The sequence below is a fragment of the Mesorhizobium sp. M0898 genome (assembly GCF_040319695.1).
In the GTDB taxonomy this organism is placed as follows: Bacteria; Pseudomonadota; Alphaproteobacteria; order Rhizobiales; family Rhizobiaceae; genus Mesorhizobium.
The window spans coordinates 25,135-42,470 of record NZ_JAMYOE010000032.1 but is presented as its reverse complement, the minus strand read 5'-3'; the positions used below and the strand labels follow the sequence as shown (position 1 = coordinate 42,470).

At 51.2% G+C, this 17,336-nt stretch carries 15 protein-coding genes and 1 pseudogene; all 16 read right to left on the bottom strand.

The genetic code is table 11. The annotated features are described in order from the left end of the window. Positions 1 to 15 precede the first annotated feature (15 nt). Positions 16 to 801: a polysaccharide biosynthesis/export family protein gene (locus NKH90_RS25795; RefSeq protein ID WP_352821735.1), complete on the bottom strand. Its 786-nt coding sequence runs from the start codon at positions 799 to 801 to the stop codon at positions 16 to 18. Next, complete coding sequence (locus NKH90_RS25790; protein WP_352821734.1) at positions 798 to 1,607, bottom strand: tyrosine-protein phosphatase; 810 nt, start codon at positions 1,605 to 1,607, stop codon at positions 798 to 800. The genes NKH90_RS25795 and NKH90_RS25790 overlap by 4 nt, the downstream gene beginning before the upstream one ends. Positions 1,608 to 2,169: 562 nt before the next feature. After that, entirely contained in the window at positions 2,170 to 2,661 is a 492-nt protein-coding gene (locus tag NKH90_RS25785; RefSeq protein WP_352821732.1) for a hypothetical protein, read from the bottom strand. 543 nt (positions 2,662 to 3,204) lie between these two features. Beyond that, positions 3,205 to 3,669: a hypothetical protein gene (locus NKH90_RS25780; protein WP_352821729.1), complete on the bottom strand. Its 465-nt coding sequence runs from the start codon at positions 3,667 to 3,669 to the stop codon at positions 3,205 to 3,207. A gap of 345 nt (positions 3,670 to 4,014) precedes the next feature. Further along, on the bottom strand, positions 4,015 to 4,797 hold the full coding sequence (locus NKH90_RS25775; protein ID WP_352821727.1) for an FkbM family methyltransferase: 783 nt from the start codon (positions 4,795 to 4,797) through the stop codon (positions 4,015 to 4,017). Positions 4,798 to 5,291: 494 nt separating this feature from the next. Next, positions 5,292 to 6,197 (bottom strand): glycosyltransferase family 2 protein, encoded by a 906-nt coding sequence (locus NKH90_RS25770; protein ID WP_352821725.1) that lies wholly within the window; start codon positions 6,195 to 6,197, stop codon positions 5,292 to 5,294. 62 nt (positions 6,198 to 6,259) lie between these two features. Next, positions 6,260 to 6,463, bottom strand: coding sequence for an LbetaH domain-containing protein (locus NKH90_RS25765; protein WP_352821722.1), 204 nt, complete (start codon positions 6,461 to 6,463; stop codon positions 6,260 to 6,262). A 398-nt stretch (positions 6,464 to 6,861) separates the two neighbouring features. After that, positions 6,862 to 8,052, bottom strand: coding sequence for a glycosyltransferase (locus tag NKH90_RS25760; RefSeq protein WP_352821720.1), 1,191 nt, complete (start codon positions 8,050 to 8,052; stop codon positions 6,862 to 6,864). Beyond that, positions 8,042 to 9,262 (bottom strand): glycosyltransferase, encoded by a 1,221-nt coding sequence (locus NKH90_RS25755; RefSeq protein WP_352821717.1) that lies wholly within the window; start codon positions 9,260 to 9,262, stop codon positions 8,042 to 8,044. Before NKH90_RS25755 ends, NKH90_RS25760 begins: the two co-directional genes overlap by 11 nt. A 109-nt stretch (positions 9,263 to 9,371) precedes the next feature. Beyond that, positions 9,372 to 10,583, bottom strand: coding sequence for a glycosyltransferase family 4 protein (locus NKH90_RS25750; RefSeq protein WP_352821714.1), 1,212 nt, complete (start codon positions 10,581 to 10,583; stop codon positions 9,372 to 9,374). Further along, positions 10,573 to 11,628, bottom strand: coding sequence for a glycosyltransferase family protein (locus NKH90_RS25745; protein WP_352821712.1), 1,056 nt, complete (start codon positions 11,626 to 11,628; stop codon positions 10,573 to 10,575). Before NKH90_RS25745 ends, NKH90_RS25750 begins: the two co-directional genes overlap by 11 nt. After that, positions 11,615 to 12,373, bottom strand: coding sequence for a hypothetical protein (locus tag NKH90_RS25740; RefSeq protein WP_352821710.1), 759 nt, complete (start codon positions 12,371 to 12,373; stop codon positions 11,615 to 11,617). Before NKH90_RS25740 ends, NKH90_RS25745 begins: the two co-directional genes overlap by 14 nt. 1,608 nt (positions 12,374 to 13,981) lie before the next feature. Continuing rightward, positions 13,982 to 15,301 carry a lipopolysaccharide biosynthesis protein gene (locus NKH90_RS25735; RefSeq protein ID WP_352821707.1) on the bottom strand — a complete coding sequence of 440 codons (1,320 nt, stop codon included), beginning with the start codon at positions 15,299 to 15,301 and terminating at the stop codon, positions 13,982 to 13,984. Positions 15,302 to 15,305: 4 nt separating this feature from the next. Then, entirely contained in the window at positions 15,306 to 15,614 is a 309-nt protein-coding gene (locus NKH90_RS25730; protein WP_352821775.1) for a polysaccharide pyruvyl transferase family protein, read from the bottom strand. A gap of 808 nt (positions 15,615 to 16,422) precedes the next feature. Next, positions 16,423 to 16,797 (bottom strand): annotated as a pseudogene (locus NKH90_RS25725) (FkbM family methyltransferase); the annotation flags it as partial. Positions 16,798 to 16,819: 22 nt separating this feature from the next. Next, positions 16,820 to 17,095, bottom strand: a complete 276-nt coding sequence (locus NKH90_RS25720; RefSeq protein ID WP_352821704.1) for an FkbM family methyltransferase — start codon at positions 17,093 to 17,095, stop codon at positions 16,820 to 16,822. Positions 17,096 to 17,336: the final 241 nt, after the last annotated feature.

The following is a 17,336-nucleotide window of genomic DNA, read 5'->3' as shown; positions in this document are numbered from 1 at the left end:
GCGATGCAAGGCATCTTAAGGGATCACTGCAATTCTGGCTGCGCTGGATGCAATTCCAAGGGCATCCTTGAGATTATTCATCGCAATTTTCGATTTTGAAGCAAAAACGACAACTACATCACCACCGTAAATTCGCGGATTCCGGTTCTTGCCTGCACGAATTTCCTCGACATTGTAGTTTGCGACCAGCTTGTTTTTGCCAACATTACGATAGACAAACACTTTGCTTGCATCTCCGATGGGGTTGAACCCTCCCGCTAAAGCGATCGCGTCAAGCAGAGAGGAATTGCTCGACACAGGATAAATACCGGCTTTGTTGACCTCTCCATCGACGGTTATGCGCTGTCCGATTGACTCCTTAACGAAGACTGTCACATCGGGCGACTGCAAATACTTGGCGCCGTATGCAGTTTCGATTTCGTTCTCTAATTGGCGGACTGTCTTTCCTGCCGCGGTGAGGGTTCCGATAAGCGGTAACGAAATTTGCCCACCGGCATCGACCTGAACGGTTCTGTTCAGATTGTCCACTTGAAATACATTAACCTCAAGCACGTCGTTTGGAGACAGAGGCTGCTCGCTGCCGTTCTGGGTATCTTGCGGTGCGGGCAGGTCTTTCACAACGTGCAAAACCCCACCGCCGGAAAGTTGCGTCGAGGATGACGTCAGTTGCAGCGCGTCGACCGAAGCCGCCGAAGATGCAGTTGTGGACGACGTGCTCGTGCAGGCAGACATCAATAGTGAGGCGAACAAGATAGATATGCCGCCTGGCCAGGTCCTTGCAAAACGAAAACCCTCCATCATGCTGTCCCGCCCTTAAACAGGCGACCTAATCCGCCAAAGCGACCAATATTGCTGGGGTGTGATTTTTTCACGCGCGCTTTTCCAACTGGCTCAAGAGGCCGGTTTGCTAAAATCTCGCCTGGGCGTCTCAACACCATGTCGGTGGCCTCATCTTCCCCGCACCGTTTCGCGGCAGCCGCAACCGCCTGCGAAAGCCCAGGGCGCCGGCGCGTAGCGCTATGAGTATCCGACGCGATGATATCCACCCTGCCTTCGTCAATCAGCTTTTCCGAATAATAAAGCGCCGTGCGTCCAAAAGCACCAATAATCGAGTCTGCCGTAAGCTGGATCAGGCAGCCAACCGCGTTCAACCTCTCGATGACTTCGTAATTCGTTTTGATCCAGGTTAGACGCTCCGGATGGGTAAGAATCGGGATGAAACCGGCGTTTATGAGGCGTAGGGCAAGATCCTCCATTCGTGGAGGTAAAACATGATGCGGTGGTTCGAATAGAAAATAGCGGGACCTGTTTAACGTTGGCACGCCGCCCGCCGCTAGTTGGTCCGGAAGATCCGGCGCTATGTGAACATCGGCGCCGACGTAGAGAGCAAGTGGTATGGCGGCGCGGCGCAGCGCCTGATCCAGTAGTTGAACCGCTCGGACGATGTTCGATGTTCCATTCTCGTAAACGCCCGGCGTCACGTGGGGCGTGCACGCCATGTGGGTCGTTCCGTCGGCCACGGCCAGTCGAGCCATCTCCAGCGATTCAGCTAGACTGGATGATCCGTCGTCCAGGCCAGGCAAGATATGGGAATGCAAATCTATCATTGGCGTTTGTGGCTGCAAAAGAGCAGCATGGCAACGTCATCCCAAAAAAATACAAGTGTGTCACCCGCGCGACAGCGAATGATGCTTTTGTCAAGCTCGTGCGGCGGGATGGATGCCAGGCCCCAGCTACTGGCGGATAGAGTTGTAGTCATCATGTTGGCCGACGATCAGCGTCGCACCGCCGCCCAATAGCACAAGGCCTTGCCCCACACCGCGAGCGGCAATAAACGCGCCCGATGTACCGAGCGCTATGCACATGCCGCCCCCCACCGGATTGACTTAATCGTCGCGTTTGAGGGACGTCGGAACTGCGACCTACACCCACAAGCAGCGAAGCGGAAGATTGCGATTCGGTCATAACGCCTCGATAGGCTGGCCTCTGACCTTCGCTCCGCCATATTCACCAGCCCCAAATATTCGCATGCCGCCTTGGGCTGAAGCGATCAGACCAATACACCGGCCACAACGCCAGCACGCAGATCAAGGCAGCCCTGTCGTCAATAACAGATACGCACCAGAAGCGCCGCGTGCATCTGCTGCCGCCATGCGCCTTATAGCCAACTCACTTGCTGACGCCGTGGTGCTTATTTTCCGTCGCGGCCAGAATACCAGCTGCACCAGCCATGCCACCGAAGATCAAAAACGGCAGTCGGCTCCGATTGGGATTGACATTGTTGCCGGATGGATCAGTGGCGGCCGTCTGCTCAGAACCCACGACATTGAGGCAAATCCTGTTCTCAACACGGGAGATATCGAGGCTTGAATTGGCGGGCACGCTCAAATTGCAGCCACCGACACGAACCGAAGCCGACCCCTTGGCGCCGACCACCACGCGGCTGCCGAAATCCAGCGCGCCCCCCGCTTGCGCTGGACCATAGCCAGCTACCTGCGAGATCATTACGTCGCCATTGACGCGGCCTAGCGATCCAATCGGATTTACGCCGCTATCCGCAGTTGCACAGGTGCAAGAAGCATCCTGGGCGAAAGACGATACCGGAGCGAAGCCGAGCAAGGCTACAGATCCGGCCAACGCACTTTTGACAACAAAGTTCATCCGTTTCGATCCTTCTGTCCCACGTCACCTGAGGCCCACCCAACCACCAAGGTACTGAAATTAGCGCGTAACAGCTTTCTGCGCCAATTCCAACCCATTTCGCAGATGCGAGACAATTTTTGGTTTCGGTGTGGTTGATTGACCACACCCATTACTGAAGCGAACATACCATCTTTACACCTGGCTGTAACAGCGATTGTCAGAAAGGATATCCTGGGTACCTGCGATCCGATCCGCAGAGATCGCGCCAGGCTCGTGCAAGTCTGCAGTCGCGGATGCTGTGAGAAGGCAACGGGCTTTCATCGGAGCACCGGCAAGAGCCGCGAGTTTGGCGGTTAGTAAGGCTTTTGGGGCAGGCCGTCTGCTGGGGCTGCCCGACGGGACTGGGGGCGTTGATCCAGCCGAACGCCTCTCGGATGCGCTCGCGGACGAACTGACCGGGGCATAGCGGTCGTCGTGCAGCGCTCGAAACACCGATCTTCGCGTTCGTAGTTTGCGCCACTTGCGCTGTTCGCTCATCGAGGACAACGGCTAACCGGAAACTCAGGGTTTGCCACACGCCACATAGCGGCCACCGGATTGCGCCGGAACATCGCAAAGAAAACCTCGCTTTGAAAACTCTTGCGCGAGATCCGTTCCGTCAGACGTAAAACACTGAGCGACAACGGAACCGCCAAACTTAGCAGCTACTCTTCCGTCGCAAGGGGTCCCAGTCCCAACGGGGCGACACGTTACGGCTCTCCCCTGGTAATCACTGCGCGCCGCCTCGCTTATCAGCTTCTCTATTCCCGGTGGTTTGGTGTAGGAGACGCCGCACAGAGTGATTTTTCTACCGGCAACCCTCATGTCGCGAATAGTGTGGATGGACAGATTCCCTTTGAATTCTGCCTGCGGCGTCACCGTCTCCGGAGCCTTCCGTTGTCTCATTTGGCTGAATACAATCGCTGCGAAGCCAAGGGTAAAAAGGACGGCGCCAATTCCCAAAATAGTTATCGTTTTCTTTTTCAAGTCCCTCTACCATTTATCAGGAGCTATCAAAGATCTGTATAGTCTGACGATTCCAAACCACAGGGTCGCACCATGCCGGTTCCCCAAAAAACCGTCCGCCCGAAGACTCTATTTCAGTGGCTTTCCCTGATGCGACATTCACTGATCCTCCAGCAATAAACTAGCTTATCGCGCGGAAGGAGGTCAAATCCGTCCGCCCCTCGTCGGGGATGCAATAGGATTCGATGGAACGGTGAGCGAACCTAACCTATATGCTGCGATTAGTGCAGTGCAAAGACAGCAACTCGCTTCGTTCTAGCGGGTGAAAGGGAGCTTAAGCGGCGCGCCTATTCGAATTTATCACTCTTACTTTCTAACGTACCAGTCGTCGAATTTCGAGATTTTCTCGTGTTTTCGCTCGTAGCCGACTCTTGTTAGCAACGCAAAGATTCTCTCACGCATTGGCGTATAATTGTGCTCGCAAGTTATGACCTTAATGTTGTATAAATCAAAATCGAACGCCTCAAGAATCTTCAATTCGCTACCTTCCGTATCAATCGAAAGATAGTCTACTTCGAACGGAGCCTTATATTTTCTTAGAAGATCCAATAGTGAAATGGTATCTACAGTGTAAGTTTTTCCCACTTCTCGCTCTCGTGCGCGGCCGTCGCTTCCACTGAATGAGGCTATCGTAGACAACTCCGAATATCGCACTTCGTTGAACGTTAAGGCAGACGACGAATTCTCCCAAACGCATTTCGTCTCCACATTTACGCCTCTGTTCTTAGAAAGAGCGTCGTGCCAAACTCTTGCGGGCTCAGCCACTATTCCATTCCATAAAAACTCCTTTTCCAATAAAAACGTGTTACTAAGACTAACGCCATCCGTTGCTCCAAACTCAACAAAAAAACCGTTCTTTTTGAAATCAAGCTCTGACAGCACAAAGAGATCTTGCCTCAATTGTGACTTTGACTCCCTCAGGAGCTCCACAATCTCTGACCTTGACTCAGGGTTCATCTCCCTCACAAACTGAAGGTCAAAACTACACTTTTCATTTTCACGCAGCGCATGAAGAGAGCTGCGCCTGGTTATGGCAACATCATAGCGAGCAAGAAACTTGCCTACCGCATTCCTAATGCTTCTTCGCACCGTTCTACCTCCATTTTAACTGACAAATTCAATGTTGCTTCTTGTATGACTAACGGAACATCCGTAACGTCTAAAATCAAAACAGCGACGTTCGGGAATGACCTTGCCCATTTCAATTTTTTGGCAAACTCGGATGCCGTAGCACCACCCGCGATAGAACTGTTGGGCTCGAGATCGGAAAATTTCATCTATCCTTGGCGTTCAAGTAGCTGCGCGTCGACATCACAGGCCAAGTAGGCGGACAAAGAATTCGTGGCAGCAAACGGCCAATTGGGGACTGCTTTTGACTTCCGCAACCGCTCGGCGAAACTGGCAAGCGGAAAATCCTAGCTCTTGTCGGGACGAAGCGAATGCCTCTCAGTGCTCCCCTGCCGTCGCACTGTCTGGATGTCGGTTACGCAGCACGTCAGCGCAAGTCGTTTGCACGTCACAAGCAAGTTCGATCTACCCAACATCGGGGGTGCATCATCAGACCCCGCCGACACGAAGAAATATTATCGGGGCTGTAGCTCTATCCCTAGCACTCGTCTGATAACAAGCTTTGGGTTGTCCCCGCTCAACTTCATCTCTCTTTTTACCTCGGACACTTTCGCGTCGACTAAGTACCTATACCAAAATCCCTGAAGTAGATGAAAGTTTGCCCCCCCATTCCGATCAAGAAAGCCGAGCCGGAAGACATAACGATATACAAAGTAAAAGAACGCTCGAGAGCCCAGTGGCAATTTTGCGTACACCCGTTCCTTGATCCGGCGTTTGATCGTGGCTTCCGATCGGTCTCCGAGGTCAGCTACGGAATCGTGGACCGCAAAACCATACTCGAGATTAAGTAAGTCTACTGCCTCGCGACTCGCATACTGGTTATGCTTTTCAGTCCACCATGTTATCGAATTCAAATTTTCGTCAATAAGATCTCCGGTAAAGTCGACAGTTGGACCAGTCACCTTTATGTGTTCATCCATCCAACGGTTCTCGCACTCTCCACGACCTGGCCTAAACAGCCGAATCAGTCGGACCGGAAACACGCCACCAAATCGGATCAATTGGCCTTGAAATATCATCCGGCGACCGCAGGTAACCCCATCTATCTCGTCACCGAGACTCGGCAATCGAGTACGAATTTCATTGGCTAAGGCTGGAGTGAGAAATTCGTCGGCATCAATCCGTAGGACCCAATTCGTTTCAGAATCGAGATTCGCCAGCGCCCAGTTAAATTGATCCGCGTAGTTCAGCCACTTCCGCTGCAAAATACGAGCGCCACATTCAGTAGCTATCATGACGGTGTCATCTGAGGAAAAAGAGTCAACAACGAGCACCCGGTCTGCAACACCTGTCAAGCTTGAAATACATCGCCTTAAATGCTTTCCCTCGTTGAAAGTTAAGATAACGGCTTCAAGTCTCACCTATTGCTCCTACAGCCCGAGAGTCCCAGCCCAACGTACCAATTTGCCGTCTAGTCTCAATTTCATGTTTTCGGGTAAAATTCGCGATGTGCAATTTTCTTGGCCGGATGCCCGGCTGCTACGGTCCATTCTGGAATATCTTTCACGACAACAGAGCGTGCACCAACTACTGCCATAGCACCTATTTTTACATTCGGTCCAACGAACGTATCGGCGCAAACCCAGACGCCGTCTCCCAGGACAATTGGCGACTTGATTAGCGGCATAAGCGGATTCTTGTAATCGTGCGTTCCTGCGCATAAGTGAGCGCCCTGCGAGATAGTGACCTTGCTTCCAATTTTGATTGGGCCGAGGGAGTAAAGTATTACCCGATCGCCTATAGCTGAATATGCGCCTATATCAATGTTCCACGGTATGGCAATTCGCACCGTCTGGTAAATATGCACATTCGATGCAATTCGGGCCCCGAACAGCCGCAAGATTGTGCAACGCCACCGCCACATCGGGCGCGGCGACAAACAGAATAGTAGAGCTCCAAATGTCCAGAGGACTCGACCCACTTGCTCGCGCCGACTCCATTTCCTAGCGCGTCGATTTTCTGCTATGTCGAGATCGCTCATATTGTTTGTTTTTCTGCAGAATGGCTCGACTGCACACGACTGGATCAAGCGAAGCTCACGCAGCCAGGAGCATCTCCACCGCGGTGCATCCATCGGTAAACACCAAGCTGGCTCTCAGCGACACTGGCCCAAGAGAATGTATTGGAGACCAGCGCCTGTCCATTTCGGCCAATCTCAGGGAGGTCTGACGCGGAGAGGCCGGTTATCAACTGCTGAGCCATTATCGTCGGCTCAACCGAAATTTGCATGGCAGCGTTAGCCCTAAATCCCTCCGGCAAATTGCAAGCAGAGGTCATAAAGACCGGCAGACTGTGAGCCCATGCCTCAAGAACTGCCATTGGCATGCCTTCTGAGTGTGACGGCAGAATGAAGGCGTCAGCATGGTGCAGAGCGGCAATTTTGTTTACATCGAAGAGTGGACCGGAAATTACAACATTCTCGGAAATACCGGCCTCTGCAATCGCGGATCGGAGCTGCAGTTCATAGCCGCCGTCATCCCAGCCAGCTATGACTAAACGCCATCGTTCAAACAAAGGTGTGTTCAGCTTCAGAAGAGTTGCCCAAGCTTGTATGAGTTCAGTCAGTCCCTTTTTTCTATGTAGCCGCCCGATAAACAGCAGCGTTTTCTTTCCGTCGTTCGGCATGAAGCGCGGTCGGTGGAACTTGGCGGATCTGGGGGCAGGATCAATTCCGTTCGGAATAACAGCGATTGGATTTGTCAGTCCAAAGTCTCGCATGGACGCCTCCTCCGAACTGCTCAAGGCGTGAAGACAGGCAGCGTTTTTCAAATTTGCCCCCTCATAGACAGCATAGGCAACTCGCTTTTTCATCGATGAAACGCCCAACGCCCAAGAATCAAGCATGCCTCTGGGTGATATAATTACGGGCCGGCGCGACCGCAGGCTTCGGGAAAAAACCTGCCGAGAAAAAACCTGCCAGATCCCGTGCTGATGGATAACATCATGATCGCCCCGAGCCAATGCCATTCCCATGCCTGAAGAGTATCCAATTGATGCTGGCCCTTGCCGATTGACTATTATCGTTCGAACAGGGGCCCACGCCTCCAAATCATCCTTCGTGTAGCGATCTCCTAAGCTGTATACTGTGATATCGCAACCAGCAGTTGCAAGTGCCTGTGCTGTTCTCCGAACTGAAACAAATAAGCCCCCAGCCGCCCGGGAAGCGCTCCCTAAAACGATCCCTACAGACAGCTTTCTGTTGCCACTATGAGACATGGTGCATCGACCTACGTGACAGTCGGGAAAGAAGAAACCGATCCCATTGCGTCAGACCGCGGCCCAGATTGCCGCTTTCGGTCGCAGATTCGATGGCCGAATTCAACCCCTTTGCAAATCGTTGTGGACCCCACCTTGAAATCGTATTTGCTGCGGCCCGTCCCATAGACGTTCGCGCATCGCCGTCCAGCTTAAAAATACGATCAAGGCCTGCCGCGATACTTTCGAGAGAAGTAGGATCAACAACAATTCCGTTAACGCCATCTTCTATTAAGCTACCTGCAACCCCGCATGTGCTCGACACCACAACAGGCAAATTGGAGGCCATTGCCTCGTTAACGACCAGTCCCCACTGCTCAATCAAGGAAACATGCACAAAAGCCTCGGCAAGGCCATAGAACGCAGGCAATTGATCATATCGTTTAAACCCCAACAGGTGAACCTTAGCTCCGATATTCCGAGCTGAGATAACGGCGTCTATCTTAGCTCTCTCAACGCCATCGCCCAAAATTACCAGATCCGGAGCGTTCTGGTTTTTGGCGCAACTTGCGGCAAAAGCTTCGATAAGGCCTTCAATATTTTTTTTTGGGATAAACCTGGCGGAAGCCAGAATATAACGACCCGGCAGCCCGAGCCGACGACGCAAATCGCAATCGTTTTTTCTCGCCAACTCTGCGCCACTTCCAAAGTGTTCGTTGGCAACAGCGTTATAACCGAGAAAAATTCTATTGGAAGGCATACCCAAGCGTTCCAGATACTCCATGTGTGGCTTCCCGCCTACCAGACCGGCATCACACAGCCGAACCACTCTCGATTTCATGTACTCGCGTACGAATGACCGCGTTGCGTCCCCATGTTGGCTCTCCGCCATAACGACAATGCCCCGCGATTTCGTCCGAGCCCAGTTGATAGCCGCAAAACTCTCCGCAGTTGCCCACCCGGAAATCGCGACAACGTCAGGCTCAATCCGATCCAATGCTGCGCCTACAGCTAAGCCAACCGTCCCTGTCCTTACCGCCTCCTCATACTCAGAACGACCAGAGAACATTCTGATCACATCGTACCTTCCTAAATCAGAGGAAAGAAACTCGGAAAAACCGGCCTCATTGACGATCGACAGGACTGAAAGATCAGGCACAAATGAGAAAACTGCACGAATGCGAGCATCGTGATAATGGCCAATCTGTCTAACTATTATCGACACGCGCATCCGCAACCCTCCCCCTCGAAGTAGGCGTGAGTAGTTTTAGCAGCCACCGCTATCAGGTAGCCAGGTGATCTCTCCGAGATACAGTTCCTTATTCCCAACACGTCCGCCATTACTGCAAGGTGTTTCTGAACAAGTTTATCGCTTCAGTCACGCGCAATCCGTAGCCTTCTCTCGTATATCTTCTAGACGTTGCCTCAGCCTCTCTAGCAAACACCGCTCTTAAATTTGGTGACGAGGCTACTTCCTCGAAAGCGCTGTAAAGCCCCTCATCATCCCCAGCATCAAACACTACTCCGTCAATACCTGTCCTTATAACAGATCCACATTCTTTACTAACGACACATACAAGACCTAACGCCATGCACTCATATATTACAGTGGCGGAGCCTTCTGAGTACGAAGGCAGCACCAGTATATCGAACCCGGCCAATTCGCGAAACAGATGCTCTCTGGAAAGATGTCCTCGAAAGACAACGCCTCCGGAAACCCCCCTCATTACCTTTTCTGGAATCATAACGGTACCAAAGCAGTGAAACTCTGCGGTTTGAGCGTATCGCTCTGCCAATCTGCAATACTCGATAGCGCCTTTCCTGTATGAGAAGCCACCGACAAATGCAACCTTTGGCATGCCACTCAGATTTACAGGCTTCCTCGCTATACCACCAGAAGCTACATTTACTCCGTAAGGTATGATGACAATACGCTCTGGCGGAACTCCCGACTTAACAAGTTCATCCTTAACAAACTCAGATGGACACACTATAAGCGAGGCTCCTCGCCACTCTGATTGTTCAATCGCGGACAACAGCTCCAAATACCCGAATAATTCCCGGATACCGGCTTCCGTCTGCGAAATCCCTATTTCAGCCAGCTTCTTCGACAGCCTCGGCAACTGTTCAATTAGATGACGACGAGGGGCAATGCACTGTTCCAAGACCACATCGCAGCCAAGCTCCTGGACCTGCGGAATCACGGGGAGCAATGCAGTGTCATAGCCATAGAGAATTCTGGCCTTCGTTTCTCTCACCGCTTTAACTGTCCGCGGAGCTATGGCCTCGGCCGCAAATATGTGAGGCCATACAGCGCCGCTTCCAGCACGAAGGAAAGCCTTGTAGAGAAAACCGCTGACGATGGAACTCGAAACCACTTCTGGTTCCATTCCAGACTCGTAACGGCGAGCCTTCCCACTCATCTCGGCTATCCATTTTGGCAGATGCAGATCTGTAACAAGTTTCGCCAGCATGTTCTGATTATGTAGCCCGCGAGCAACAGCGTAATCCATCCGGGCGCCGATCTGCTGAACAACGACTTTAGTTGTCATTTAGGTGATTCTCAATTATTTCAGATATCACTTTCTTTGCGGCCCTCTCGTAGCCCAGGTTGTCAACCGCATAAGTGATTATTCTTGAGCGGTTGTTGCGCCTCACACACACAGTGCTACAAAGAGACTTCAACGCAACTCTCAATTCTTCAACATCATAGCCATTCACACATATATACGAGTCTAATTCGCGTTCAATCCTCTTAGCCACGGGGAACGGTGTCGATATCACGGACAGACCGGCTCGAAGATATTCTGTAAGTCTGCCAGGCTGTTGAATCCTGTTCCCGAAGCTCTTCTTGTAGTCGTAAAGCAGAATTCCAATATCAGAGGCAGACACTACCGAGAGCATTTCCTTGTAGCTTAATTCTCCGAGATCCATAACATTTCGCGGCCACGGCCGAGGAACTCGCTCTGATCCGGTGAAAACCAAGACACAATTCTCGTCCACCTTTTCAAAGGCGGCGACCAGGTATTTAGACATTCGCGCCTCAGAGTACCCTCCCGCAAATACAATTGCAGTTTGGTCCGAGCACTGGATGCCGTTATTTTTAATTTTTTCCCTCAAATTTGGACAAGGATCCGGCAGGGTGTACGCGATCGGGAGATAAGTCGGGACTACATGTATGGCGGACCGCCTACCCGAAACCTTGCGCGCAGCCCTAGCTCGAATGTGTTCGTTCCAGATCACCGCAGGCGCGTTGCGAACAACGACCCTTTCGAGCTGGGCCCTAAAATCCTTTCTGTCAAAAATCCAATCTTGGGAGTGATACACCCATCTGCGGTGGCCGAGCGCATATGCAAGATATGCATATCTTGCACTGACAAACCCCGAGAAATATAAAACGTCCTCCCTGTGAAACAGGCAGAAGTGCATGACTTTCATTACGGTCCACGCCTGATCGAACACTCCCTTTCCTCTAGGTATTTTTACCTCGCGGATCGTATATTCATGAGAGTGGTTCTCCTTTAGATACGCCAGCATCATGTTCTGATGCGGCGCTACCGCAGGCTGGGAAAAATACGCAATATTAATATTGGACACGAAACTTCCCCCCGCCAGCTTTATGCGAGGGCCGATGAGATTCTTGGTGCGCAGGGTTGAGTAGGCGTCGTGAAGCAAATAGCGCCCCACCGTATAGCATCATGAGATTTAAGAAGACGATTGGATAGGACGTTGGCATGATTGCCCCGAGTGTAAGTCCACACGTGTAGAGTGCCATCGCCCACACATCCCCACTGTTAGCACGGACCCACCACCTGCCCATGACGTACGCAACAACAATGAAAAATATGATCCCGAGTGGACCAAATTCCATGTAGGCTAGACCCATAGCCGTTGACGTCGCGCCGGTGCGCGCGCCGAAGTTATAGGAATTGCTCAGCAGGTTGGCGACGCCGAGATCGAACATGAGTGAGCTCTTAATTTCTACGCCGACAATTTGAGCGGGTATCCATTGGAACACGATTCTGTTCCAACTTTCAGCTCCCCAAGTGTGAAACCCGAGTTCGTTTGAAAGCCGTATTAGATAGAAAGCGTTTGTCAATTCGGGGACTTGTTCCGCGGACGCGAAGGGTGTCAGTGCCCAAAAGTCGATTGAAGAAATCTCTGAAAGACCGGGCATTTGCCATTCTGAGGTTCCGTCACCGCGGGCAAGGCCTCTCAGGGCGCTGATCCCAAAAACAACAAAGGTGCCTATTGGAAGGATCATTACCAAAGCCAGGCGGGGCAATACAGCACGTCGAGCAAACCAAAAAGCCAACGAAGTGCAAATAAACACCTCCGCCATTGCTCTCCTCCTAAAGTATATAATCAACAGCGGCAAATATAACATCGAATTCGCAAAAAGTATAACGTATGACAGCCTTGTTTTATAGGTGAGGGCAAGGTAAATTGATAGGAATAGTGAAAGAACCTTTAGATTGAAAAAGAAATACATGATTGTAATTGGCCCCGTCCACATAGTGACGTTACGCTCATCCAAATCTCGCATTCCCATTGCAAGCGACATTGCCCATGAGATCGCAGTTATAACGGCTGCGACCCTGATGAGTCCTATGTAGGATACGCGAAACTTAGGTCGCGTTGGGCGTGCCCCAATGATTTGTGTGCTCTGACCCCATCGCCACCCAACTTCTACGCTTAGAAGGCAAGCAGCGCAAAACAAATTCAGTATCGCCAGGTAACTAAGATCCGGAGGGCTCAATTGATAGCGGAGCTGACTTATTTGCGGGATCACCCAGCCCGCGTATACGACCGAAAACAGAGTTGGCAGCCTAAGATATCCATTTGGCTTAGAGAGGCCTAGGATTAACAGTAGTCCTGTAGTGAATATTAGTATTTGATATGATATTGTTTCACTCAGCATCGTTGTTGCACCGGCGTCTATCAGATTTCCCTTGAACTATCTTTTGTGTTCCGCGAAAACAATCTGCAGCTCGCTACTGCCTGTCAGGTCACTGGACCTACTGGAGTCATCGATCCCATCCATCGTGGCGCCTGAGCCCGATATAGCCGTCGGAGGTATTTTGCACCACAGGCATGATGCAAAAAAGAGCGAAACTGCGTGCGTTGAACCAAAGCTGTCTTTTCGCAATACCCTTCAGCTCTAAACTTGGCCCGCAAAAAAGTAACCCGCTGTCTGGTTCAAAACAGACCAGACGGGGTGGCTCCGCTGCTGAGAACGCTGTGGTCCTTGATGACAATGTGTCGGCACGCGCAGGCATCTTGGGGGCTGTAGCTAGCTAGAGCCACTCGATCTGATGGAAAGTTTGCGGGCGACAAAGAACTCGTTAAAATTCTTGCATAGTTCGACCGCCCACTGAATTCCGCGAGAATGGCTCGATGGCGTTTTGGCCGCCTACCGGAACCGCGGTCAATCTGGATGCCGATGGGCTTGAGGAGCATCCTGGCTGAGCACCTTATCTGGGAAGCGGAGGCCAGCTTGGTGGTTAAGCGGCGGTGATCTTGGACGACGGTCCCCTTTGGCGACAGGATCATAGCCAGTGAAGTCCTCAATGCCTTGCCGGCGCAAGATCGATGAAGACGGTGTTGATCAGGAGTATCTGTTCCGGCCATCTCGGCCTAAGATGATCGGCGTGGCGCTTGCCGACACGGCCGAAAGCGTCAGTCGCTAGGTTTCCTGCAAAGCGTCAGAACCGGCGCGGCCAAGCCGCATTGTATCGAAACCATAATTCCTCCCGAGCGGATCATCAGGAAAGCTTTCCTTTGCTCAGCATTGGGCCACCGCCGGGCCTCACTACGCCCCGACGAAGCCGGGTCGCAGCCGAACTTAGTTCGGGCTGCCTGGCACAGTCGTAGAGGTTGAGCGCGTGACCTCAACGACTTCGATCGATATCGGCCCCAGACAGCTTCGCGTCTCTCCTCATTATCTGCATTATCTGCGAAATGCGAAGTTGCGGACCATCAACACCAAATCCTTAACAGTCGCGCTTGTTGGGAAAATCCACGTTTTGATCGAAACTGCGGGGACCAGCTTTTCAACCTTCTTAGAAATGTACACAGTACTTGCGAAATTGCTGAAAGTTCCCGCGATTATAATGCCATAGACACCCACCACGTTAAAAAGCCCAACCGACATAGGGCAAAAGGCACCCAAAAACACCAGATTTCCCGCTAATACTATGCGATTCATTCCGTAGATTTTGCACACTTCACATAATATGTCCCTGGCAGAATTTAATACCACCGACAAGGATAGCAGGTAAATCATATTTGACGACGACGAAAATTCCTTACCAAACAAGACCGGCACAAGAATAGGACAGACCACACACGTCAGCAATCCTCCAGCTAATGAAGCTACCCATGTCAGTCTCAACATTCGAATTATAACACGTGCTAGCTCCGGTTCCTTGCGCTGCACAAGGGCCGGCAAGGTGACTGATCTTATCGCTGTGCTAAACATCCCCACAAACAGCGAAGAGACCGTTACAGCAACCGAGTACAAGCCGACCACCTCGGATTGAGAAAGCCATACTACGGCTAACCGATCAGCTTGAGCGGTGAACATTCTGACGATCCCAATACCGTGAACTGGTAATGCAATCTCGAACAGCTTCTTAATTATTGGCCAATGCTCCACTCCGCTCTTTGGAACGCGAACAATGCCCCCCCTTACGAGGAATACGATAATGATGCTCCCTGTTTGCGCGACGATAAAATAACTGACAGGAGCTTTATACATAGCCAACACACCGCATAATAAACAGTAAATCAGCGGCTGCATTACGAAAAATATCTGCAGCAGATAGAACTCACCTCGCGATCGCAATATACCTCGATAGACATCGCCGATAATCCCTAACGCTGTCATGGCAGCAACAAACATAACTGCGGGAATTGTTGGTATCCCTCCGTATGAGGACATAATGAAAAACATGACAGTGGCACAGACAGGGGCCAATATCAGCGACAAATTCCGCGCCATCACTACGCTGGCCCTCTCGACAGCACTGCCCCCTGACGGGGAACTACCCTTCTGTAGTATGACGGCGTCAGAGATCGGAATCTGGACCAGCGAAACCAATGTGTTTCCCAATGTCAGAACTACTGCTAGGATGCCACGACCTTCCGGCCCAAGCGCTCGAGCAGCGATAATGCCTGATACCAAGCCAGCGCCGAAAACTACAAATGAGGCTGTTAGAGATCCAAAAATAAAGCCTATCCACCTTCCCGGCGGGCTCGCGGTGATCATTTACCTACGATCCAGTGCCGATTGATCCAGCGAAGTCAGTTCGCAACCAATCACAATGCCGTTGGTATTCTTGGTGCAACCGCTCCTTGTCGAGGGTGAACACGCCGTTAACTACGGTAAGTGGGGCCTTTGAAAATAGTTCAAATCTTCTATCTACCTTCAAAACCCGAGCCGGTTTGCCAAACGAAAGTCCTGCCACGCCTGCGTGAACCCTATCTGTTAGGACGCCATCGCAATACTTGTAAATCGACAAGAAATTTAACGGGTTGTAAGTGATGTAGGAATCTCTGCGAGAAAATGTCAAATGTGGCATTGGATAGAACCCATGGACAGGTCTCACTATGCCCCATCGTCCAACCTTGGTTGGATATTGTCTAAGGAAGTCCAGGTGACGGGCAATTCTCCAGCTTTTCCCACCAGCTCTCAATTGAAAACTCACGCCAGCCTCTGCAAACGACTCCGACATAGGAGATGACAGTCGTAGTAAGGGTTCTGGAATGCCATGAAAGCTTGAGCAGATGTACGGACCTCTGGGGGTGAGACGGGGTATTCCTTCAATGTACGAAACGAAAAAAGCAAAGCATATCCCGTCCAGTCCAGAATTGGAGAGATGACCAATCTTCTGAAAAGTGGCGTGGTCCCTAGTATGGATTGCCGTTGGCGGGTATTTCCTTAAAAACTCCGCGATCGGCACCAACTCACTTTCGGAAGCGTTTGAGTGAACACTCAGAAAGCTATAGCTTGCACCTCGCTCAAATATTCTCTTTATGATCTCTCCATAATTCTCTACAAAGCGGTGTAAAATGGGGCCTGAAAACACATAATGATCAGCCTCCGTCCATTCTCTTACATCAAAGACATTTTTGGAGAATTTTCCTGGCCGGAAAGCGCGGAGAATAGGTCCGTCAAACGAAACGATCTTATGCTCCGTCAGTGTACGCCGCAGCGTCTCGAGGATCGACATTTGGTAGAATGCGTCTCCTATGTTGTTCCAAGTAGAATTTTCGACAGCTATTGTTACCACTTAGTTACCCGATCCTTGATGTATTTCGTCGCGTTCCGCCCAAAGTCCGTATGGACAACCGTCTTCATATTGTAATTAGCATCGGGCTGTTCCTAATTTATATGAACTGGTGAAGAATTTCTCGCTGCTGAGCACGTTTCACCCGCTGAGAACATGCGTCTATAGAGCGCACAAAAAGGAAGTTCGCCCTTCTTGCTGCCCGGTCTTTCCCCTGAGATAGAAGTCTAGATCGCGGCTCGTAGTATACTTCGACAAACCCAAAATGGTTCAACGCTTCTCTGACCTCATCATCAACCGTTTCGATTAGAATCGCCATTAATTTTGGGTTCGCTAGTGTATTTGCGGCCCCTGCAATAACATCCACTTCGGCACCCTCGACATCAATCTTCATCAAGATTGGAATTGCATTACGGGCGATTTCATCCAGAGTGTCAACTCGAACAAGGCGCGTTTCACTACCGTCTCGTCTTGAGAGTTGTTTGCTCTCATTATCACTATATTTTTGCTAGTTTGTTCCTGGTGTCGCGTCCAACTGTGAATTCTGCTGACCCCTGTGTGGCACCCAACGCCGCTTCGATAATTGTGACGCGGCTCTGAATTCTGTTGACATTCACGTTGCGGGTCAGAAAGCCTATTGTCGTCGAATCCGGCTCGATCGCAACTGTTCGCGCTCCACACACAGCCGATGCCAAGACAGAATAGCTCCCAACGTTAGCGCCAACGTCTAGAAAGTTGTCGTCCGGTCGCAGAAAATGGAGCACGAATGCCATGTCTGAGAATTCATGTAGGCCGCAATAGATATTGCCGGTAGCACCGGTCATACCTTTCCGGACGACCAACCGGGCTCCCTCCATCCATTTGAACTCTACCTCATGCCGTATCGCGCTCTCAACCTGCCATCTTACATACCGCCACAACGCGCTCCACGGTCGCCCTGAGCAAAGGGGATGAGCCAAGATGAAGTTTATCGTTTTCAGAACTGAGCGCATGGATATCTCTTACTAAACAGCC